This is a genomic window from Bradyrhizobium icense, assembly GCF_001693385.1.
Taxonomy (GTDB): Bacteria; Pseudomonadota; Alphaproteobacteria; order Rhizobiales; family Xanthobacteraceae; genus Bradyrhizobium; species Bradyrhizobium icense.
The window spans coordinates 4,986,341-5,007,771 of the sequence record NZ_CP016428.1 but is presented as its reverse complement, the minus strand read 5'-3'; the positions used below and the strand labels follow the sequence as shown (position 1 = coordinate 5,007,771).

Genomic DNA, 21,431 nt, shown 5'->3' with positions numbered 1-21,431 from the left:
TTCATGTTCATTGGTCCTTATTGCCCTACGGTGAGATAGAGCAACGGCCGTGCCAGCGCTCCTCGCGCGCATTAAGCGCCTGATTGTGCTTTGAAACAGTTCGCGATGCGCAAACGGTGCACGATGTTTTGAATCTCACAGGTTTGTGTGCCGCTGTCAGAAAGCGGACAACGATCGAGGGGCTGATGCATCCGGACCTTGCCCCACGACCTAATCCAGGTTGAAGGCACTTCCTTTTTTGGCAATGCGCGCGGCGCCCTGGGCGACTTGCGGTGGGCTACCGCCAACTGCTGCAAGAGTATTTCACGGTCCATGCCGCGCTTACAGCAAACTAACTGAGGCCGCCCGTCCATGCTGCCGAGGTCTATGGTCTCGGGGGGCTGAGAGCCACAAAAGTTGACCCTGCGCCCGCAATTAGACAACGCCCGTGCGTCATCGGCGTGTGCCCATGCTACGCATTTCGATCGGATCGCAAATTCGCACTTAGAGTCAGAACGTCGCGATACTCGCGCACGATTTCGATGTCAGCAACATAAGCTTCATCTCCTTATCGCGTAACCCACTCGCCGGGCGTTGAAGGAGGTCACACGGTTTCCACGACCTGGGCTTTGAGAAGGATGGGACTCTGGATCGCATTCACGGTCGAGACGCACCGAGATGGCCGAGACGAGGAGATCTCCAGAGAGCCAAGAGTGGCGGCCTGGATTGCCGTGACGGGTTTATGGCCGCGAGAGAGGCTCGCGGTGCCCGTCGCGGAGAACCGCGATGTCCAGGCACAACCAAGTTTCGCAGAGCAGCCCCAGCCGGACCAATTTTTATGACGAGATCACGAATAGACTCATTGCCGAACTAGAGGCGGGGTGTGTGCCCTGGGTCCAGCCGTGGGGAACGGCTGCGGCGAAGGCGCCGCTTGCCATGCCTTACAATGCAGCAACACATCGGCGATATAGCGGCATTAACATCCTGATCCTCTGGAGCGCTGTGGTCGAGCGGGGCTTCTCCGGCCAGAGCTGGCTCACCTTCCGGCAGGCATTGTCGCTGGGTGGCCACGTCCGCAAAGGAGAGCGAGGAACGACCGTCGTCTATGCTGACCGCTTCGTGCCCGAAGAGGAGAGGAAGCGGGCGATTGAGGCGGCCGACGAAGCCCAAGCGATTCCCTTTCTGAAACGTTTTACGGTCTTCAATACCGACCAATGTGACGGGCTGCCAGCCGAGGTGTCGACTATGGCGCCTCTCGCGTTACTTCACATGATCGAGCCGCAAGTCGAAGCGCTGATTAGTGCCAGCGGCATCGATCTTCGAATCGGAGGTAACCGAGCTTTCTATTGTCCCTCTGAGGACTACGTTCAGGTGCCATTTCCGGCTGCCTACTTTGAGCCGATCAATTGGCATCGCACGGCTCTGCACGAGTTGGCTCATGCCAGCGGCCATTTCTCACGGCTCAACCGGGATCTATCCGGAAGTTACGGCACCAAGAAATACGCCTTCGAGGAAATCATCGCGGAGATATCCGGCGCATTCTGCTGTGCTTCGCTCGGCATCGTGCCGACCGTGCGGCATGCGGACTACATTGGTTCGTGGCTTGAGGTGCTCCGCGAAGACAATCGCGCGATCGTCCGCGCCGCTTCGCAGGCCAGCAAAGTCGCGGATTATCTGCTCGCGTTCTTGCCTGATCTCGCCTCGAGCCCGGCGGAAGAACCCGCCCACTGCGAGGCCGTCTGATGCCGTTCGACGCTTCCGAACTGGCACACCGCCTCGCGCGCGAGGCCGAGGCGGTGTGCCGCCACTATCTCTCCAATGGTCGGCGCATGGGGCGCTATTGGCTGGTCGGCGATGTCCGCAACACGCCAGGCCGCTCGATGTTCGTGCGGTTACAGAAATCTCCGAAGGGACCTGCGGGCAAATGGACCGACGCCGCCACGGGCGAACATGGTGATCTCCTCGACATCATCCGCGAAACCTGCGGCTTCATAGAATTCCGCGATGTCGTGGACGAGGCAACGCGCTTCCTTAAGCTCCCTCGACCGCACCCAGATCTCCCAACGAAGCCGGTCGGCGCAACAGTAAAGGCAGGATCGCCGGAAGCGGCGCGGCGGCTGTTCGCGATATCTCGGCCGATCGATGGGACCCTCGTGGAGGCATATTTGCGCGGACGCGCCATTTTCGAGCTGCACTACGGAGCGAGCCTGCGCTTCCACCCACGCTGCTACTATCGTCCGGATGAGGACGCGCGGACCGAGATTTGGCCTGCAATGATTGCCCGCGTCACCGATCTCGATGGCCGGATAACAGGCGCGCACCGGACCTGGCTCAATCCTGAGGGGTTTGACCCGATCAGGCTCGGCAAGGCGCCGATCGACACACCACGACGGGCAATGGGCGATCTGCTCGGCAACGCAGTTCGTTTCGGTACGGCGAATGATGTGCTTGTCGCGGGCGAAGGGATCGAAACCATCCTGTCGCTGCGCTACGCACTGCCTACCTTGCCAATGGCCGCCGCACTATCGGCCAATCACCTCGCTGCCATGCTGCTCCCGCCGACGCTGCGTCGCCTCTACATCGTCCGGGATGCGGATGCAGCGGGACACGCGGCGACGGCTGCCCTCAGGCAGCGCTCGGAGGCTGCTGGTATCGTGGCGATCGCTTTGTCTCCTCGGTTGGGAGATTTTAATGACGATCTCCGCACGTTCGGCATCCACGAGCTTCGAGCGGCTATGCGCATTCAACTCGCGCCGCAGGACGTTACCCGCTTCTTGGTTATGGCGGAGAATGGATAACAGCCGGCGTTGCCAGCGACGTCCTCACAGTAGGTCGATGGTAGAGGTCCATGGTGCCGAGGAGAGGCCGCGCCCTGGCCTTCTAGAGGGCGATCGGACAGCATTCGGACCGGACCGGCAATGGCTGCGCCCGGCTATTTTCCGCCGGCGGTGTTCACCCCACGAAGAAAGCTTCGCGGGGCCCCCGCCACGCGCCTTTGCATCGCGAAGCAAAATAGCCGGACTTCGCCATCCTCCGCTGTCGCTGCGGCCCTTCGCTTTGCTTCGGGTTCTGGTCCGTTCCGCCCGCCGTCAGGTGATCGCCACGAAGGCCGCGATGGGCGCGGCCGATCCGGGCAAAGGACCTCGACCATGACAACCGATCGCAACGACCTCGATTTCGAACCAACGCACGGCTCATTCCCGATGGATCACGTCATTAGCGAACTTCAGCTCTTTGGCTACCGGCCTTTCAACGACGAGCCAGACCCGAGGCCGCTTCCCGAAGGCAAGATGATCGCGGGTGCTGTCGCCGATATGTTCGACGCCCTCGTCGCAACCCTGAGCGACACTCGCCTCGAGCCGGATCTCGATGACCTGCTCTGGTCGACGGTCAACCTGTTCCACCGTGCAACAGAGCGCATCGAGCGCGAGCTCGACGATAACGAGCAAGCGCAGCGGAAGAGCCAGCGTGAGCAGGACGGCTCGGAAATCAGATCGGTCGAACTCGAGCGGCTCACGGCCGAAGGCATCACGCTGGTCGAACGTCGCAACTGCATGGAACTCTTCCGCGATCAATCCATCGAGCACTTCCAGGTCCATACCGGCTCGCCCTGGCGTCCTCGCTCTGGATCGCTGGTCAATCATCGGAAGCTTACTGCGGCGATGATCGACTCAAGGGATTTCCTCGTCGCCAAACACCGGGCGGAGACCGAAGTATTGCTGCCGGCCGGCCCCAAAATTGCCCTGACCGGTGGGCTCGACTTCAACGACCATCATCTGATCTGGGATCGACTTGACAAGGTCCACGGCAAGCATCCTGACATGGTGCTGCTACATGGCGGCTCGCCGAAAGGCGCCGAACTGATCGCCGCCAAATGGGCGACCAATCGCAAGGTGCCTCAGATTGCTTTCAAGCCCGACTGGACCAAGCACGCCAAGGCCGCACCGTTCAAGCGTAATGACGCGATGCTGGAGATCCTGCCGATCGGCGTCATGGTCTTCCCCGGCACTGGCATCCAGAGCAATCTCGCCGACAAGGCGAAACGGCTCGGCATCCCGGTCTGGAAGTTTGGCGATGGCGGCGCGTGATCGCCGTCCATGCCGATTTCGAAAACTCCCTGCATAGGGCAAGCGTCGGAACCGACGCAATCGCGCCCCCGAGCACATTCGCCACCTGGAATGTGGTTAGACAGTGAGCCGCACTTCTTACTAGTTCCGGCTTCAGTAACCTCGCGTCCAGGTGTTGGTGGAAGGCGCGAATTGCTCTCGGACTTCCTCAATACCTTCGCATCGGCCTATTCTACTCCGATCTTTGCTCTCGCTGTAGACGCCCTTCCATTGCTGGTTAGGTTCACTGCCGGCGTGATGGTATTTCATGGTGCGCGGGGCACCATCGGCAGGTTGCTCGTCGGCATCGCTGCCGCCGCGCTGATGCTCCTCATCGGTCAGATCACCTTTGCCCTGGCGCTGTCATTCGTCTTGCGCGCCGTCATCGCGGCAGTCTTTGCCATTCCGGCGGCCGTTGCCGGTTATCATGTGATTCTCGGATATCGTACGTTGGGATGCCATCCCCGGTCTGGCGCGAGATCTTTTGCTGCATCGGTTCGATCTTCATCGGTGACACGGGGGCGGGCGGCATGACCGTCTTGGCCGAGCTTGGCCCGCTTCAGTCAGTCAGGGCAGGGCGAACCGAACGTCAACCAGTTCTCGCGGCCAGGGCGGTTATAGCCCTTCGGCTCGACGCCCAGGGTTCTCCTCGATCATTAGGCGCGTCGAGATCGCCAACGACGGGCATCGCAGCGAGAGGCGGTCTCCTCAGAGCACTACACGGCCATTATGCCGATCATTCGCGGACCCCGTGAGTGTCGAGGCGGGCGTTCTCTAACGGCTATTTCGGGGCGGCCAACGCCCGACTTTTCCCGTACGTTGTTTCCTTTCTTCGCCTGAACCTCTCGACCTCTTGTACAGGACGACCGACGTCCGCCGCCCGTCTCCTTTAAGGCTGTTCAGCGCACGGACGCACCTTGCCTCTTGATGGCTGGATCTGGCCGAAGACCGGCTCCGCCTCGATCGTCTGAGCCGCAACGCCGCCGTTAAGACTTTCTTCCCCTGGGCTGACGCCCATTCCTCGCGAGCCAAGAAAGTCTTCCGGCTAGCGTCCTTCGCTACGCTCCGGCCCGCGAGCGGGTGCGTCGCCGATCGTCATTCGGCCTCTCGATCGCCATCGAGGCTGCGGTGGTCGCGGGCTCGAAAACTCAAGGAGAAGTGACATGGCTAACATCGGTTCCTTTAAAAAGGTCGGCAACGATTTTCAGGGCGAGATCGTCACCCTGAGCGTGCAGGCGAAGGGCGTCCGCATCGTCGCCGAGCCCAACCGCACAAACGAGAACGCGCCCAGCCACCGCGTCTACGTCGGCCGGGCCGAGATCGGGGCAGCCTGGTCGAAGCGCTCAGAGGAGGGCCGCGACTACCTTTCGCTCAAGCTCGATGATCCTTCGTTCAACGCGCCGATCTATGCGAACCTGTTCGAGGATGAAGGCGAAGGTCATGCCCTGCTCTGGTCGCGGCCGCGGAAGAACGGCGACTGAGGTTCTCTCCACCGAGCCCCGCCCGACCCACTCGGGCGGGGCCTTTTAGCCGCGCGACGGAAGCCGTTAATCTTTTGTTTACCTGAACTTAAGCCAACCGATTCGGCGCGGCGTCTCAATTCGTGCCCCCGAGTTGGCCGCAGCCGAGTCGGTGAAGAGTCAACCTTATAGGTGACAAATATACTGCATCGCGATCGGCGCGACTCACCCTATTTCTCGGCCACTACAAACGCGTTCACCGCTTCACGGAGCTGACGATGGCGAGTCCGTTCATGTTGTTTCCCGATCCACAAGCGGTGACGCTTAAGCGCACTTGCCTGGCGCAAATGATCATCAGCCTTGCCGCGCTGATGTCGACTGGCGTCCTGCTATCGAACGTCCTGACGGTGATGAATGGATTGCATTAGAGGCCTCGGCCAACTCAGGGCAGAGCTGCGGGAAATGACTGTAAGAATTTGAGAGCCGGACTGCACGGTGCCCAAGGCGCCATGCGGTCCGGCCCAACCATTGATCGGTCCATTCAGATCAAAGCGAGGTCGACGAGTGCAAACGTTGCCAAGCAGGCATCTTGCTCGGAACGAGCAGAAGGTCGTCGAAGACTTACTTCTTCATCTTCTTCTTTTTGGCCTTTTTCACAGTGGTCTTCTTCGCCTTCTTCGCTTTCTTGGCCATATGCCCCTCCGTTAAATCTCAAATGAGATCGCTTACTGCGCAGACCGGAATCGGCCTCCACACGAGAAAGCATACCACGGAATTTGCAAGATTGACATTGAGACGTCTTGTTCGTGGGGCTACCGCGTTCGAGTGTCTGCCGTTGGCCAGCACGGGGGCGAGAGAAGCGTTCTCGCAACCACGGCCGATTGGCAGTATGTGATCCGGTGTTGGGCGATCCGCAAAGACACCAGCAAAAATTTGCGCGGGCATGATCTGGACACTGGCGGACTGATGCAATCGGCGCCCGAAAGTACCCGCTGGGCCGTTCTGTTGCCCCATTTGGCCGAAACGATCAGCGCTCCGAAGTGCTTTCTAGCTTGGGGCAGGCCCTGAACCATCCCATCATGTCTTCGCACCGCCGTACGCGCGATGACGTCGCTCGCCTTGATCCGGCGGGCTATGAAAGACTATATCGCCGAGTGGCGAGGCTCCGTTCCTCGACGTCTTCCGTACATCAGACTCGGCGAGCGTCGCTATGTGGTCCTCGATGGCATCGACGGGCGGACGCATTACGCCGAGATCGGCAGCCTCTCGGCTGGCGATGAGGCGCCTGTCCGGAACACCATCGTGGAACTCAGATCGCGTGTTGCAGAACCGCGGGAGATCGATCGGACCATCGCAAGGATCGCCGCCGCGCATCGCGGACGCTACAGCGAGCAGTTGCACCATGAGTTCGACCGGCAGGCTTCCGGCGAGTTCGTCGCATCGCATGTGCGGCGCCTGGAAGCGATGCGGCAGGAAGGTATCGTCAGCCGGCTCGCCGACGGAAGCTGGACGGTGGGCGAAGACTATCTTGACCGGGCGATGCAGTACGAGAGCCGCCAGCGCTCCCGCAATCCGGTTCGCCTTGCGGTGCTGTCATGGCAGAGGCTCGAGGATCTGCCACAGGCGGTGGGCGCCACCTGGATCGATCGCCAGCTTGTCGCCAGCACCCCCGAGGCGCTTGGGCCGAGCGGAACGGGTGCGGAGGTCGAGGCAGCAATGCGGGCAAGACGGCAATGGCTGATCGAGCAGGGGCTCGCGCGCGAACAGGACGGGAAGCTGCGCTATGCGCGGGACTTGCTCCGAACCCTCGAGGCTCGTGAACTCCGCCAGACCGCTGCGGAGATTTCGGCGCGAACCGGCCTTGATCGTTTCGAGGTCAAAGCGGGCGACAACGTCAGCGGCGTCTACCGGCGCATGCTGACGTTGAACAGCGGCCGGTATGCGCTGATTGAGCGGTCCCACGCGTTTGTGTTGGTGCCTTGGCGGCCGGTTCTCGAGCGGGCGCGCGGGCAGTTCGTCACCGGTAGCGTCGGCGGCGAGGGGATTTCCTGGTCGATCGGAATAAAACGGGGCATCGGACGCTAGTGCACGGAGCATATCCGTCTTCGCCCACGCTCTCTTTCGGCTGGCTCCCATTTGCCCGCAGGGCTATTTCCGAGAAGCTTTCTCAGGAACATGCTCTAAGATTCTGAAATTGCTGCTAGTTATACTATTCTTGCGAAAATAGTATAACTTGCCCTTGCAGGGGGTTTCCGCAGTTCGGCTGAACGGTGAGTGAATCCGACCCAGCACGTCGACGTTTCGTCAACTTGCGAGCATACCCAACTCGGCCCAAATTGCGGATTGGCGGACTTCGCCGGGCCTCAGCCCGGCGCCAGTCCGACCTTGTACCGCCGCGCGAGCCGCCAAAACCAATCCTGATCCAAGTTGGTCTCCCGGCCGACTTCGCGGACCGAGCTCCGCGCGCGATCAAAGATTGCGTAGCAAAGGCCTTCGTCGTCGTGACGGGCATAGTAGGCGATGCCGTCGGCTCCAAGCGGATGGTCGAATAGCGCCTTCGACCAGGCCTGCGGCGCATCGTAAGGCAGCCCACCATGCACCACCTCGGCAGTCGCGCCAAGGATCGCAAGCGAGGGGCCAGCGAGCCTGATCAGCTCAAGGTCTTCTGTAATTTCGAGACGAACGTATGCTTTGCGCCGGAGCAGGCTGGCATCGATCAGAGTTCGTCCCGGCACGCGGAGGAACGTTTCTGCGAAGGCACCATATGTTTCCCGAGCGGCATAGAGAACACCGTAACTCTCATCGGGGGCGTTCAGTCTGCCGAGACGCGACGTGTCGAAAAAGATCGGATCGCACTCGGCCGTGTAGAACCGATGCACGTTCGTGCCTCGCCGCAGTCGGACCGAGCGGGGACGACGGCGAACCAGATCGTCCGGCGGCAGCGGTGCAGTCACGCGCCTTGCTGAGCCATTCGCCGGGCGGCCTCAACCACGAGTTGGACTTTGCCTTCCTTGAGCAGATCGATCGGTTTACGGCCGTTCAGCCGATCATCAGGCTGAGCCAGGAAGTTCAGGACGGTCCAGGGATTGTCGGTCGGCAGTGCCTCCTGAATAGCCTTGAGGCCGTCCACGACGGAGCCGTCCAGGTTGAACTGAAGGGTCGGGTAGCTGCGGTGATTGCTTGGGCCCGGAACGGCAAGCAAGCTGCCTTCCTGCACCCGCTTGTCGATGGCTTGGCGGGAGATGCCCCTCATCAGCGTCCTGACCTGCTCCAGGTCATAGGCGCCCCCCGATCGTCGCAGGTCTTCCTGGGCGATACGAACGCCTTGGAGAACGGCCAGCGCGCGTGCATCGGGTTCAAACGCAGCCTTATTGACGACGGTCGGCTTGGCAGTACGGGTTTTTGAGAAGTACCGGACTTGGTAGCCAAACAACTTCTTGTGGCGTTGACGGAGCTTTTGCAGAGTGGTTCCGCTCTTGGAGACAATCGCTATCGCTGCATCCGGTGGAAGAGCAACGTTCTTCAGGCCCGCCGGCTTCTCGAGCACGATCATCACGCCGTCTTCCTGGACGGACCGAGCGCTGGAAGCGGAAGAGGGTTTCGATTGCGTCTTTGCCATGGCTGGAAAGCTCCAATCCCAATATTTGGGAGAGTATGCAACTTTGTTAACTTTTACAAACTGATTATAGGTATTATAAAACCTCTAACCTTGTCCTCCGTATCGGGCAAAGCACTTTCGGCTTCCCAAGGCCGCGGTGAAGTGGCGACGGAGATCGGTGATCTGCATGGGTAAGTTATGCGCTTTGCGGCGTGAGCATAGTTGAAGAAGCTCTATCACGTCGCGTCTCGCTGTCGCGTTTTCGCCTGGAAGCGAGTCGCATTGTTCTCCGCCGTGTTGAAGATGCGATGGCGCCGATGCCGTGAGCAAACCGGCAATGAAATCCCAGGTGCGCCAATAGTTCACGGGTTGTTGAGGCGCTTGATGACGCTCTCTCCAACTTGATACTCAAACCCTCGGTCTGATCGGGCTTGATCAATCGCGCTCTCGCTGACAGCGCGATTTTTTATTTTGATTGAAGGCCTGCCGTTTTCCCCGTTTTCATCGCGCTGTCGACGTAGCGCGGGCGAGTGGGACGGCGAATGTATCCAGCGAAAATCTATGTCGGTCAGATCACGATCGTACTCGGCATCGTCGTTGTGTCGAGCTGGGGAGCGACGCAATGGACCGCGGCAGCTCTCGGCTTTCAGGAGCGGCTCGGTGCGCCCTGGTTCCTGATTGCCGACTATCCGGTTTATTTGCCCTGGCGGCTGTTCGAATGGTGGTTCGCTTACGAGGCCTACGCTCCGGAAATCTTTGAAGAGGGTGGTGCCATCGCGGCAGGTGGCGGCATCGCAGGCGCAATGTTTGCCGTTCTCAACTCCGTGTGGCGGGCGCGGCAAAATCAGTTGGTGACGACTTACGGCTCGGCACGCTGGGCGACGCCCAAAGAGATCAAGGAGGCCGGCCTCTACACGACCAAGGGCGTCTTTCTTGGACGGCTTGAGAACAATTATCTGCGTCACGATGGCCCGGAGCACGTTATGTGCTTTGCGCCGACCCGCTCGGGCAAGGGCGTGGGGCTTGTGCTGCCAACGCTGTTGTCATGGACCTCCTCGGCGGTGGTGCATGACATCAAGGGTGAAAACTGGGAGCTAACTTCCGGCTGGCGCGCAACTTTCTCGCATTGCCTGTTGTTCAATCCAACCGACTCGAGAAGCGCCCGCTACAATCCGTTGCTGGAGGTCCGCAAGGGCGCTGCGGAAGTTCGGGATGTCCAGAACATCGCCGACATCCTGGTCGACCCAGAAGGCGCGCTGGAACGCCGTACCCATTGGGAAAAGACCAGTCATTCCCTGTTGGTCGGCGTGATCCTTCATGTTCTCTATGCGGAGGAGCAGAAGACCCTCACCCGCGTGACCGAGATCCTGGCCGATCCCGCGCAGTCCTTTGAGAAGACGCTGCGGATCATGATGGCCACAAACCATCTCGGAAGCGAGGCCGAGCCGAAGGTCCATCCCGTGGTTGCCGCCACCGCGCGCGAGCTTCTCAACAAGTCCGAGAACGAGCGCTCGGGCGTGCTGTCGACAGCTGTAAGCTTCCTGGGTCTCTACCGCGACCCCGTTGTCAGCCGGAACACCGAAAGCTGCGATTGGCGCATTGCGGATCTGGTTAGCGCCGAAAAGCCCGTCACGCTTTACCTGGTCGTGCCGCCTTCGGATATCAGCCGCACCAAGCCGCTGATCCGGCTAATCCTCAACCAGATCGGCCGCCGCTTGACCGAATCCTTGAACACGAAAGCAGGCAAAGCCAAGCAGCGCCAGCTTTTGTTGATGCTGGACGAATTCCCCGCGCTCGGCCGGCTCGATTTCTTTGAGAGCGCGCTCGCCTTTATGGCCGGCTATGGCATCCGCGCCTATTTGATCGCCCAGTCGCTCAATCAGATCGCCAAGGCCTATGGCGAGAACAACGCGATCCTGGACAATTGCCACGTCCGCATCGCGTTTGCGGCCAACGACGAGCGCACCGCAAAGCGCATTTCGGACGCGCTCGGCACTGCAACGGAGCTAAGAGCGCAGCGGAACTATGCCGGTCACCGGCTCGCGCCGTGGCTCGGTCACGTCATGGTCAGCCGCCAGGAAACCGCGCGGCCGCTGCTCACTCCCGGCGAGGTGATGCAGTTGCCGCCCGACCAGGCGATCGTACTGGTTTCGGGTCTAGCGCCGGTTCGTGCCTCTAAGCTCCGGCACTATGAGGACGCCAATTTTGTGGGGCGTCTGCGTTCGCCGCCGCAGCTTGCCGCGGAGGAGTATCACGACCGTCCGTCGGCACGTCCTAACGACTGGGCCTGTCAAATCCGCAACCTCGATCTTCGGCTAGCGACCCTGCCGTTCCGCGACCTGATGCACGCGGGAGCTGAGGAAGGCGGCCTCAAGCAGCAGCTGCCGCTGTTTGAAGAAACCGTTCCCCATGCGGAGGCCACGAGGTTCGCCGAGGAGCGCTTGCTCGACGATGACGCAGACGTAGCCGCGGATCGCAATCAGATGCAGCGCGCGGCCAGCGCCTCGAACACCATCCGAAGCGCCCATGCCGTGACCCGCGACGACGATGACCTCCTTCCTGCGTTCTAACGGGAATTCCCCATGAAACCTAAACTTTCTGCCTATGTTTCCGATAGCGTGGCACAGCGGCTTGAGCTCGCCGCCAAGCGGCCCGGCACCAACAAATCGGCCATCATCGATGCTGCGCTCGATCGCTTCCTCAATCCGGACCGAGACGCAAGCGGTGATGCGGCGCTGATCCGCAGGTTAGATCGCATGAGCCGGCAGCTCGATCGCACAGACCGCGATCTTTCGATCATGGCGGAAACCATTGCGTTGTTCGTCCGCTACTACCTGACCATCACGCCGCCTCTGCCTTCGCCCGATCAGGATGCGGCGCGCGCGCTCGGACGCGAGCGGTTCGAGATGTTCGTCGCCCAGGTCGGCAAACGCGTGGCGTCAGGCGGCCGGCTCGTTGCAGACGTCATGGAGCAGGTCTCAACGTCAAATCCGGATCTCTTCATGCGACATCTCGAGGAGGGCGCCCCGCTTGGCGCCAGCCCTCGTGCTGATGACAAATCCCGTTCGCAAGACGCGACGGGCGAGCAGCCGGGGCCGTCTCCGGCAGGGCGGGAGGAGGTCGGTTATGTCTGATCTTCTCTCGCCCGAAACCCGCGAGCGACGCCGCGACATGTTGCGGACCGCGATGGGGCCGGCGATCGCGCTGGCTCTCGAAGAGGCCGATGTGGTCGAAGTGATGGTCAATCCCGACGGCAGGCTCTGGCTCGACCGGCACGGGTCCGGGCGTGCGGATACTGGCGTGGTGCTGACGGCGCAGGAGGCCGAGCGGATTATCCGCCTTGTCGCGAGCCATGTCCGGGCAGAGGCAGGCGGATCATCACCGATTATTTCGGCCGAGCTTCCCGAAACCGGAGAGCGATTTGAAGGCGTCCTGCCGCCAGTCTCGCTTGCGCCGTGTTTTGCCATCCGCAAGCCCGCGACGACCACCTTCCGTCTCTCCGACTACGTCAAGGCGCAGATTGCTTCGCCTCTGATGGCCAAGGTGCTCACCGCCGCGGTGACAGAAGGCCGTAGCATTCTGGTTGCCGGCGGCACGGGGTCGGGCAAGACCACGCTTGCCAACGCGCTTCTCGCTGAGATCGCCCGCCTTGATGAGCGCATCGTCATGATCGAGGACACACGCGAGCTCCGCTGCGAGGCCAAGGATGCCGTGACGCTCCGAACCAAGCCGGGCGTGGCAAGCCTTGCTGATCTGGTGCGTTCCACGCTTCGCTTGCGTCCTGACCGCATCATTGTCGGCGAGGTGAGAGGAGCCGAAGCCCTCGACTTGCTCAAGGCCTGGAACACGGGTCATCCGGGCGGCATCGCCACGGTTCACGCCAATTCGGCGCGCGCGGCGCTCTATCGAATCGAGCAACTGATCCAGGAAGCCGTCGCCACCGTGCCGCGCCGGCTCATTGCCGAGGCGATTGATGTGATCGTCTTCATCAAGGGGCGGGGACCTGCGCGCCGGATCGAGGCGGTCGCCGAGCTCCAGGGCCTCGATCCCTCGGGCGACTACCTCCTGGAAACCCCGCCCGGCCTTCCGAACACCAGCCATCGGCCTTAAGACCCACGGAGAGTGCGACATGCTCGTTTCGCTGCGTTCAACTACGCGTTTCTTCTTTTCCCTGGCTCACAAACCACTCCTCACGGAGTTCGGGACCGTCACCTGCGTACTTTTGACGGCCTCGGCGGCCCATGCGGCCGGGTCGGGCATGCCGTGGGAAGCTCCGCTCGAGCGCATCCTGGAATCCGTGCAGGGGCCGGTCGCCAAGATCGTCGCCGTCATCATCATCACCGTGACTGGGATATCGCTGGCCTTCGGCGATACCTCCGGCGGGTTTCGCAAGATGGTCCAGGTCGTGTTTGGCCTCTCCATTGCCTTTGCAGCGAGCTCCTTCTTCCTTTCGTTTTTTTCGTTCGGCGGCGGAGCGCTGATCTGATGCGCCCCGATGGCTTCGAACTCGTGCTCCACCGCTCCTTGACCGAGCCCATCCTGATCGGTGGCGCGCCGCGTGCGGCCGCTATTCTGATCGGCACGCTGTCGGCCGTGCTGGCGCTCGGCTTGCGGCTTTGGCTTGCGGGTCTGGTGTTCTGGATCGTCGGCCACGGCATCGCGGTCTGGCTTGCCAAGTGCGATCCCGCCTTTGTGGAGGTCGCCGTCCGCCACACCAAGCATAAGGGCTGGCTCGCATGCTGAACTTGAGAGAATTCCGCAGCCATGCCTATCGCCTGGCCGATTGGCTTCCCTGGGCATGCCTGATCGCGCCTGGCGTAGTCCTCAATAAGGACGGCAGCTTTCAGCGCACCATCCGTTACCGGGGACCCGACCTCGACAGCGCGACCGAGGCCGAGCTCATGAGCGTGGTCTCGCGGATAAACAACGTCTTGAAGCGCTTTGGCTCGGGCTGGGCGCTGTTCTTTGACGCTACGCGGGTCGAGGCCTCGGAATACCCGCGCTCGCCGTTTCCCGACGCGGTGTCCTGGCTCGTCGATGAGGAGCGGCGGGCCGCCTTCGAAAACACCTCCGAGGCATCCTGGAACGATCATTCACGTCCGCGCGGACAGCATTTTGAAAGCGTTCTGCACCTCACCTTGATGTATCTGCCGCCGGCTGAGCGCGTGTCGCGGCTGGAGGGGCTGTTTCTGGAGCGCCCGCGAGAGAAGGAGGCCGGCAAACGGAGACGGCGTCAGCAACGTGCTCAGGTAACCGCTCAGGCCGGACAAGACGATGGTGAGCAAAACGACGGTGCTTCTGAGACCGTCATTGAAGATGATCGGGCTCAGCCGCCGCGTGAGCACAGCTATTGGGACCATCTTGAGCGCTTTGTCCAGGAAACGGACCGGGCGATCGATCTCCTATCCTCCGTCCTGCCCGAAATCTGGCCGCTCAGCGATGAAGAGACGCTGACATATCTCCACAGCTGCGTCTCGACCAAGCGACACCCCGTCGCCGTTCCCAAAATTCCGGCCTATCTCGATTGTTTCCTCAGCGACGAGCCGTTGACCGGCGGATTGTCGCCGGCGATCGGCCGAAATCATCTTCGCGTGCTGACCGTGCTCGGTTTTCCAGCCGTGACCTTTCCCGGCTTGCTCGATGAACTGAACCGGCTCGGCGTCGCTTATCGCTGGGCAACGCGATTCTTGCCGCTCGACCGCACGCAGGCCCACACCGCGCTGTCGCGGTATCGCCGTCAGTGGTTCGCCAAGCGCAAATCGTTAGGCGCAATCGTGAAGGAGGTCATGTTCAATGAGCAGGCGGCGCTCATCGACACGGACGCCAGCAACAAGGCCATCGATGCGGATGCTGCGCTCACTGAGCTTGGCGATGATCTCGTGGCATTCGGCTATATGACTACAACCGTCGCCGTCAGCGATGAGGACGCGCGCGCCGCCGATGACAAGATCCGCCTCGTCGAACGGGTCATCAATAGCCGCGGTTTCACCACGATCAGGGAAAGCGTCAATGCGGTCGAGGCCTGGCTTGGCGGTCTTCCGGGCCAGGCCTATGCGAATATTCGCCAGCCAATCGTTCACACGCTCAATCTCGCCCATATGTGTCCGCTGTCGGCAGTGTGGGCCGGGCCGGAACGCTGTGAGCACCTCGATGGTCCGCCGCTTCTGATCGCCAAAACCAAGGGCGCCACCCCATTCCGGCTGTCACTCCATGCCGGAGACGTCGGGCATACCATAGTCGTGGGGCCAACCGGCGCGGGCAAGTCGGTGCTGCTTTCGATGCTTGCCCTGCAGTTCCGCCGTTACCCGAATGCTCAGCTAATAACTTTCGACAAGGGCCGCTCTGCCCGTGCGACAACGCTTGCCCTGTCAGGGGCCTGGTATGAGCTTGGTGCCAAGGGCGGCATCGCGTTTCAGCCGCTGAAGGATGTTGCGGAGGAGGGTGCGCGGCTATGGGCGCTCGACTGGCTCTGTGGCGTGCTTGCGCACGAGCGCATCACCGTGACGCCGGAGGTCAAAGAAGCCGTCTGGTCAGCACTTAAGAGCCTCGGCACGGCGCTTGTTTCCCAGCGCACGATGACCGGGCTTGTGGCGTTGCTTGCCCGCGATGCCCTGCGCCAGGCGCTCCAGCCGTACACCCTCGAAGGGCCATACGGCCGTTTCCTCGATGCGGACGCCGACCGTCTCTCCAGCGCCGACGTTCTGACCTTCGAGATGGAGGAACTGATGGCGCTGCCCGGCTTGGTCGCACCCGTTCTCACCTATCTCTTCCATACTCTGGAGGCGCGCTTTGACGGCCGCCCAACCTTGCTGGTGCTCGATGAAGCCTGGGTCTTTCTGGACGATCCGCTGTTCGCGAGCCGGATCCGTGAATGGTTGAAGACGCTGCGCAAGAAGAACGTAGCGGTGATCTTTGCGACACAGTCGCTTGCCGACATCGCCGACAGCCAGATTGCGCCGGCGATTATCGAGTCCTGTCCTACCCGGATATTCCTGCCGAACCCACGCGCGCTTGAGGCGACCCAGACCGAAACCTATCGGCGGTTTGGCTTAAATTGCACGCAAGTCGGCCTGATCGCGGAGGCCTTTCCCAAGCGCGACTATTATCTGCAGTCGCGCGCCGGAAATCGCTTGTTCGAGCTTGGCCTTGGGCCAGTCGCACTTGCGCTCGTCGGAGCATCCTCGGCGGAGGATCAGCGCAGCATCGAAACGGTCCTGGCCCGGTCGGGCCACCATCATTTTGCCGAGCGCTATCTCGCTGAACGAGACCTGCACTGGGCGGCGAACCTGATCAGTACCTTCGAACAGGCTCACAAGGCCTAAGCTCAATCTCAACCTTCGGAGTAACTCATGCTCAAGGGCATCTGCCGCCTATGCTCCAACACGACCATAGGAGCAGCAGTAACAATAGTTCTATCTCTCATCATCGCCGTGAACGGATCGCGGCGGCTTGGAGCGCAAGTCATCGTGTTCGATCCATCGAACTACAGTCAGAACCTTCTGACTGCCGCACGAGCGCTTGAGCAAATCAACAACCAAGTCAGGAGCCTGCAAAATCAGGCTCAGTCACTTCTCAATCAGGCCAAACACCTTGCCGCTCTCCCAACGAGCGTGGTCGGTCAGCTCGCTTCGACGATCAGTCAGATGAACAGCCTGATTGCTCAGGCGAAGGGCATCTCATTCGATGTTCAACGAACCCAGCAGGATTTTGCACGATTGTATCCTCGCCAGTATGGGGCGGCCACGTCGTCCGACAAGATGGTGCAGGACGCCACCACACGCTGGGACAACAGCTATGAGGGACTGCAACAGGCGCTCACGCTTCAATCGGCGATCGTCAGTACCCTGGGCCAGGATGGCCAGACGCTTCGCACGTTAATGGCAAGCTCATCGGGAGCGATCGGCTCGCTGCAAGCCCAGCAGTCGGGCAATGAACTGCTCGCCTTGCAGATCAAGCAGTCGTTGCAGACGCAGGCTCTGCTGGCAACCCAGGCACGCGCGGACACGTTAAGAGCCGCCGAGCAGCAGGCTTCCGTTGCGGCCGCCCGGGAGCGCTTCATCCGCTTCATCGGCGATGGCCAAGCCTACGCCCGCCGCAGATAGGAGAGGGCGCCATGGCTGATCTCTCCGTCATCGATCGCTTCACCGAAACCTTCTCGAGGTACATTGACTCGGGCTTTGGCCTTCTGTCCGGCGAGGTCTCGTTCCTGAGTTCGACGCTCGTCGTCATCGATATCACGCTTGCAGGACTTGCTTGGAGCGTGCGGGCCGACGACCAGATCCTGGTGACGCTAGCCAAGAAGGTGCTCTATGTTGGCGCGTTCGCCTTCATTATTGTCAACTTCAAAAGCCTCGCTGATATCATCTTCAGCTCGTTCTCGAGCATTGGCCTGAAGGCATCCGGCGGCACCCTTAGTGCCGCCGACCTGACCCGGCCGGGATTTGTCGCTTCCGCCGGATTTACTGCGGCGCATCCGCTTCTGGAGGAGACAAGCCAGTTCTCCGGCTTCGATGTGCTGACCAATTTGCCAACGATCCTGATCCTGTTGTTTTGCTGGATCCTGATCGTGCTGGCGTTCTTTGTGCTCTCGGTGCAGCTCTTCGTTACCCTGATCGAGTTCAAGCTGACCACGCTTGCGAGCTTCATTTTGGTGCCGTTCGCGCTATGGGGCAAAACCGCTTTTCTGGCCGAGAAGACGCTCGGCAACGTCGTTGCCTCTGGCGTGAAGGTGATGGTGCTGGCAATCATCATCGGCATCGGTTCGACCATTTTCGGTCAACTCGCGAGCACCCTGACACGGCCCATCGACATTGCGTCGGCCATGAGCCTTCTGCTTGCGGCCCTGTCTCTGTTTGGACTTGGAATCTTTGGTCCGGGCATTGCCGCAGGTCTTGTTTCGGGTGCGCCTCAACTGGGTGCGGGTGCTGCGGCCGGAACGCTGGCAGGCGCCGCCGCTGTTGCGATTGGAGGAGGCGCCGCGGCAATGGGCGGGCTCCGCGCTACGGCGAGCGGATCAACGACGGCGGTCCGGTCAGCAGCGTCGTTGGCGGGACCCGGCTCGACAGCTGGCAGCGCAGCACGAGGTTCGGCCGTCGACCAACTGTCGAGTCCAAGCGGTGGTGGTGCAGGCGGTGGAGCGGCGGCATCTTCCGCCCAGCCATCAGCATCAACTGGACGGCAGCGGGCCAGCGAAGCTGCACGGGTGGCCGCCCATACGCTGAAGGATGGTGACAAGGGCGGACATTCGTCGGGTCCGAAGCTGGGGGAGGACTGACGTATGGCTAGTCATCCCTTTCAACGTGTCTCTGTTCGATACGGCGAAACGCCAGAGCCCGTGACGCCCTATCAGAAGGCGGCCCAGATCTGGGACGAGCGGTTGGGGTCCGCGCGGGTGCAGGCGAGCAATTGGCGACTTGCGGCGCTGGCCGCCACCGCGTTGTCCGGCATTCTCGGCTTGACGCTCCTGGTCGTGATCGGTCGCTCGGGAGTCGTTCCTTACGTGGTCGAAGTCGACCGCCTTGGCGAGGTGCGCGCCGTCGGGCCCGCGCTCGAAACCTATCAGCCCTCAGATGCCCAGATCTCGCATTTTCTGGCGCGATTCATCGAAAACGTGCGCTCCTTGTCGATCGATCCCATCATCGTGCGAAGCAACTGGCTGCGCGCCTACGACTTCGTCACCGATCGCGGTGCACTTGCCCTGAACGACTACGCGCGTGAAGCCGACCCATTCGCGAAAATTGGCTCGAAAACAGTCACGGCGGAAGTCACCTCGGTGGTACGCGCGTCCAGCGACAGTTTTGAGCTTCGCTGGAAGGAAAACACCTACGAGAACGGCTCGATTGCGAAGACCGAGCGCTTCACCGGGCTCGTGACCACGGTTCTCAAGCCGCCGGCAGACGCCGAAACGCTGCGCAAGAATCCCCTCGGACTCTACGTCCATTCCCTCAACTGGTCTCGCGACCTCATCGGAGACGCCAAATGAGTTCTGCTGCCACTAGCAAACTTGCGTCGGCCAGCGTTCTAGCCCTATCGCTGCTGCTTTGCGGCTGCGCCACCAAGCTCAACCTAGAAGCGCCCTATGACGAGATGACCTTTGAGCAAGCGGTCCCAGAGGGGGACCCGCCAAAGGCGGTCCAGGTCGTGGAGACGCCAAAGATCCTACCACTGCCCGGCCAGCTAAAGCCTTATCCGACGAAGGGCGGAAAAGAGGAAAAGCTGCCACCGGAGCAGGCGATTGCGAAGGCTAACAAGGCGGCTCGGATGGAGCCAACGCGTGCCGGATACATCAATGCCATCCAGGTCTATCCCTGGACGGAGGGAGCACTCTATCGGCTGTATGCAAGCCCCGAGAAGGTCTCGACCATCGCGCTTCAAACAGGTGAGGAACTGATCGACGTCTCGACAGGCGATACGGTCCGGTGGGTCGTTGGTGATACCGCAAGCGGGCAGGGTAGCGCCCGGCGGGTACACATCCTGATCAAGCCCACACTGCCGGATATCCAGACCAACCTCGTGGTCTTGACGGACCGGCGCGCCTATCACCTGGAGCTTGTCTCGACCAAGCAAACCTACATGGCCTCGATTTCCTGGACCTATCCGACGGATACGCTGGTTGCGCTTCACAAGCAAAACGCAGTGGCGGAGGCGAACCAGGAGCGGTTGGCGGATCGCGGGGTCCGGCTCGACAGCTTGAACTTCCGTTACCGCATCGAAGGCGACGACCCGCCATGGCGGCCGCTGCGCGCGTTCGACGACGGCCGCAAGGTCTATATCCAGATGCCTTCCGGCCTGTCCCAGGGCGAAGCGCCACCATTGTTCGTTGCCGGCGCCGACGGCCGTCCAAATCTCGTGAACTACCGCGTCCGAGGCTCGTACTACATCGTCGATCGAATGTTTGGCGCAGCCGAGCTCCGCCTTGGCGCGGTTCCCCAGCGCATCGTCCGGATCATTCGTACCGACGCGCGGCCGGTGTCGCAGGCCATCGGCATCGGGAGAACCTCATGACGAATGGGCCAGATCAGGATCCGACGGAACCACTGGAGTTGCGAGCACGGCCGCGGCCAATTCGGCGTCTCAACAGCCGCGCCATCATGATCGGCTGTGCCGTCGCGGCACTGTTCATTGCGGGAGCGACGATCATTGCGCTTCGGCCGCGCGCGTTCAGACAGGCCGAACGGTCGGAGCTCTATAACACGGACCGGAAGCAAACGGCCGAGGGTCTGAACAAGCTGCCAAAGTCCTATGAGGAGTTGCCTCCCTCAACGCCGCGCCTAGGGCCGCCGTCGCCAGGCGATATTGGACGAGCCTTCGCTGAGAACGAAAAGAAGGCCGGCACAGCTTCGCCGTCGGATTCAGGCTTCCGCACTAATCCGGAGGAGGACGCCGAAAGAGCCGAACGCATCCGCCAGGCGCGCATCGCGCAACAGGCCAAGGAGTCTGGATTGTTCTTCCGGCTGTCGGAGAAGCAGGAAAAGCGAAAGCAGGCGAGCACTACCGAGGTAGCAGCCAGTCCGGCCTCCTCATTCCGCCCGCCGGTGAGCGATCAAGGGCCCTCTGCTGCTGAACTAGCGCAGGCAGCGCGGATGATGGTCGACCGCTCCAACGAGATCATCCCCTCATCACAGGCGCGAAAGCTTGCATTTGTGGGTGCTAAAGCCGACACGGACACCACCAACCGTCACGGGCTGACGGTGGCACCCTCCAAATATGCAGTGATGGCAGGGTCGATCATTCCGGCGAGCCTCGTCACGGGGCTGAATTCGGACTTGCCCGGTGCCACGATCGGTCAGGTCACCGAGAATGTGTACGACACCGTCACGGGCGAGCATCTCTTGATCCCTCAAGGGACGCGGCTCGTGGGCAAATACGATAGCGTCGTCGCCTTTGGCCAGAAGCGGGCGCTGGTCGTTTGGACACGGCTCATCCTGCCGAACGGCAATTCGATCGTGATCGAGAATCTTCCGGCTACAGACGTTGCAGGCTATGCCGGGCTCGAGGACCAGGTGGATTTCCATACTTGGCAGTTGCTCAAGGGTGTGGCCCTGGCGACCCTGATCGGGGTGGGAACACAGCTATCGATTGGCAACGACGAGAGCGATCTCGTCAAGGCACTGCGGGCAAGCTCGCAGCAAACGACCAATCGTGCCGGCCAGCGTCTGGTGGAGCGCGAGCTCGACGTCCGGCCGACAATCACGGTTCGGCCGGGGTGGCCGTTGCGGGTGATTGTTTCGAAGGATCTCGTGCTGAAGCCATACCTGGACGTTCAGACGGTAGCGAAGGGCAGGTGAG

Annotated in this window: 20 protein-coding genes; 18 read left to right on the top strand and 2 right to left on the bottom strand. The window is 61.3% G+C overall.

All coding sequences use genetic code 11. From position 1 onward, the window contains the following. Positions 1-765 precede the first annotated feature (765 nt). From LMTR13_RS23755 to LMTR13_RS23725, 7 genes are all read left to right on the top strand, one after another. Entirely contained in the window at positions 766-1,722 is a 957-nt protein-coding gene (locus LMTR13_RS23755; protein ID WP_065729933.1) for an ArdC family protein, read from the top strand. Further along, positions 1,722-2,777, top strand: a complete 1,056-nt coding sequence (locus LMTR13_RS23750) for a DUF7146 domain-containing protein (RefSeq protein WP_065729932.1) — start codon at positions 1,722-1,724, stop codon at positions 2,775-2,777. Before LMTR13_RS23755 ends, LMTR13_RS23750 begins: the two co-directional genes overlap by 1 nt. Before the next feature lie 351 nt (positions 2,778-3,128). Then, on the top strand, positions 3,129-4,067 hold the full coding sequence (locus LMTR13_RS23745; protein ID WP_065729931.1) for a DUF2493 domain-containing protein: 939 nt from the start codon (positions 3,129-3,131) through the stop codon (positions 4,065-4,067). A gap of 171 nt (positions 4,068-4,238) precedes the next feature. Continuing rightward, the gene (locus LMTR13_RS39525) at positions 4,239-4,619 is read left to right on the top strand and encodes a hypothetical protein (RefSeq protein ID WP_156795735.1); all 381 of its coding nucleotides are present in this window, start codon (positions 4,239-4,241) and stop codon (positions 4,617-4,619) included. A 629-nt stretch (positions 4,620-5,248) separates the two neighbouring features. Then, positions 5,249-5,566 carry a DUF736 domain-containing protein gene (locus LMTR13_RS23735; RefSeq protein WP_065729929.1) on the top strand — a complete coding sequence of 106 codons (318 nt, stop codon included), beginning with the start codon at positions 5,249-5,251 and terminating at the stop codon, positions 5,564-5,566. A 257-nt stretch (positions 5,567-5,823) separates the two neighbouring features. Continuing rightward, positions 5,824-5,973 carry a hypothetical protein gene (locus LMTR13_RS40950; RefSeq protein ID WP_156795734.1) on the top strand — a complete coding sequence of 50 codons (150 nt, stop codon included), beginning with the start codon at positions 5,824-5,826 and terminating at the stop codon, positions 5,971-5,973. Between the two features lie 706 nt (positions 5,974-6,679). Further along, positions 6,680-7,630 carry a DUF3363 domain-containing protein gene (locus LMTR13_RS23725; protein WP_236843063.1) on the top strand — a complete coding sequence of 317 codons (951 nt, stop codon included), beginning with the start codon at positions 6,680-6,682 and terminating at the stop codon, positions 7,628-7,630. 278 nt (positions 7,631-7,908) lie between these two features. Here LMTR13_RS23725 and LMTR13_RS23720 read toward each other — a convergent pair whose 3' ends face one another. Further along, positions 7,909-8,424 (bottom strand): RES family NAD+ phosphorylase, encoded by a 516-nt coding sequence (locus tag LMTR13_RS23720; RefSeq protein ID WP_236843062.1) that lies wholly within the window; start codon positions 8,422-8,424, stop codon positions 7,909-7,911. Positions 8,425-8,495: 71 nt separating this feature from the next. Further along, on the bottom strand, positions 8,496-9,164 hold the full coding sequence (locus LMTR13_RS23715; protein ID WP_065729926.1) for a hypothetical protein: 669 nt from the start codon (positions 9,162-9,164) through the stop codon (positions 8,496-8,498). Between the two features lie 521 nt (positions 9,165-9,685). On the opposite strand from LMTR13_RS23715, the gene LMTR13_RS23710 reads away from it, so the two are divergent. Genes LMTR13_RS23710 through LMTR13_RS23660 form a run of 11 tightly spaced genes read left to right on the top strand, consistent with a single transcriptional unit; the run spans position 9,686 to position 21,430 of the window. Further along, on the top strand, positions 9,686-11,713 hold the full coding sequence (locus LMTR13_RS23710; protein WP_065729925.1) for a conjugal transfer protein TraG: 2,028 nt from the start codon (positions 9,686-9,688) through the stop codon (positions 11,711-11,713). A 12-nt stretch (positions 11,714-11,725) separates the two neighbouring features. After that, on the top strand, positions 11,726-12,277 hold the full coding sequence (locus LMTR13_RS23705) for a hypothetical protein (RefSeq protein ID WP_065729924.1): 552 nt from the start codon (positions 11,726-11,728) through the stop codon (positions 12,275-12,277). Continuing rightward, entirely contained in the window at positions 12,270-13,253 is a 984-nt protein-coding gene (trbB, locus tag LMTR13_RS23700) for a P-type conjugative transfer ATPase TrbB (RefSeq protein ID WP_065729923.1), read from the top strand. Before LMTR13_RS23705 ends, trbB begins: the two co-directional genes overlap by 8 nt. Positions 13,254-13,272: 19 nt before the next feature. Next, entirely contained in the window at positions 13,273-13,629 is a 357-nt protein-coding gene (locus tag LMTR13_RS23695; protein ID WP_065729922.1) for a TrbC/VirB2 family type IV secretion system protein, read from the top strand. Beyond that, a complete protein-coding gene (locus tag LMTR13_RS23690) occupies positions 13,629-13,886 on the top strand; it encodes a VirB3 family type IV secretion system protein (protein WP_065729921.1) in 258 nt (85 codons plus the stop codon). Before LMTR13_RS23695 ends, LMTR13_RS23690 begins: the two co-directional genes overlap by 1 nt. Next, on the top strand, positions 13,880-16,465 hold the full coding sequence (trbE, locus tag LMTR13_RS23685) for a conjugal transfer protein TrbE (RefSeq protein WP_065729920.1): 2,586 nt from the start codon (positions 13,880-13,882) through the stop codon (positions 16,463-16,465). The genes LMTR13_RS23690 and trbE overlap by 7 nt, the downstream gene beginning before the upstream one ends. Positions 16,466-16,492: 27 nt before the next feature. Continuing rightward, complete coding sequence (gene trbJ / locus LMTR13_RS23680; protein ID WP_065729919.1) at positions 16,493-17,245, top strand: P-type conjugative transfer protein TrbJ; 753 nt, start codon at positions 16,493-16,495, stop codon at positions 17,243-17,245. An 11-nt stretch (positions 17,246-17,256) separates the two neighbouring features. After that, positions 17,257-18,417, top strand: a complete 1,161-nt coding sequence (gene trbL / locus LMTR13_RS23675; protein WP_065729918.1) for a P-type conjugative transfer protein TrbL — start codon at positions 17,257-17,259, stop codon at positions 18,415-18,417. Between the two features lie 3 nt (positions 18,418-18,420). Then, a complete protein-coding gene (gene trbF, locus LMTR13_RS23670; protein ID WP_065729917.1) occupies positions 18,421-19,125 on the top strand; it encodes a conjugal transfer protein TrbF in 705 nt (234 codons plus the stop codon). Continuing rightward, entirely contained in the window at positions 19,122-20,147 is a 1,026-nt protein-coding gene (gene trbG / locus LMTR13_RS23665) for a P-type conjugative transfer protein TrbG (protein ID WP_065729916.1), read from the top strand. Before trbF ends, trbG begins: the two co-directional genes overlap by 4 nt. Then, positions 20,144-21,430 (top strand): TraB/TrbI/VirB10 family type IV secretion system protein, encoded by a 1,287-nt coding sequence (locus LMTR13_RS23660; RefSeq protein ID WP_065729915.1) that lies wholly within the window; start codon positions 20,144-20,146, stop codon positions 21,428-21,430. Before trbG ends, LMTR13_RS23660 begins: the two co-directional genes overlap by 4 nt. Position 21,431 lies beyond the last annotated feature (1 nt).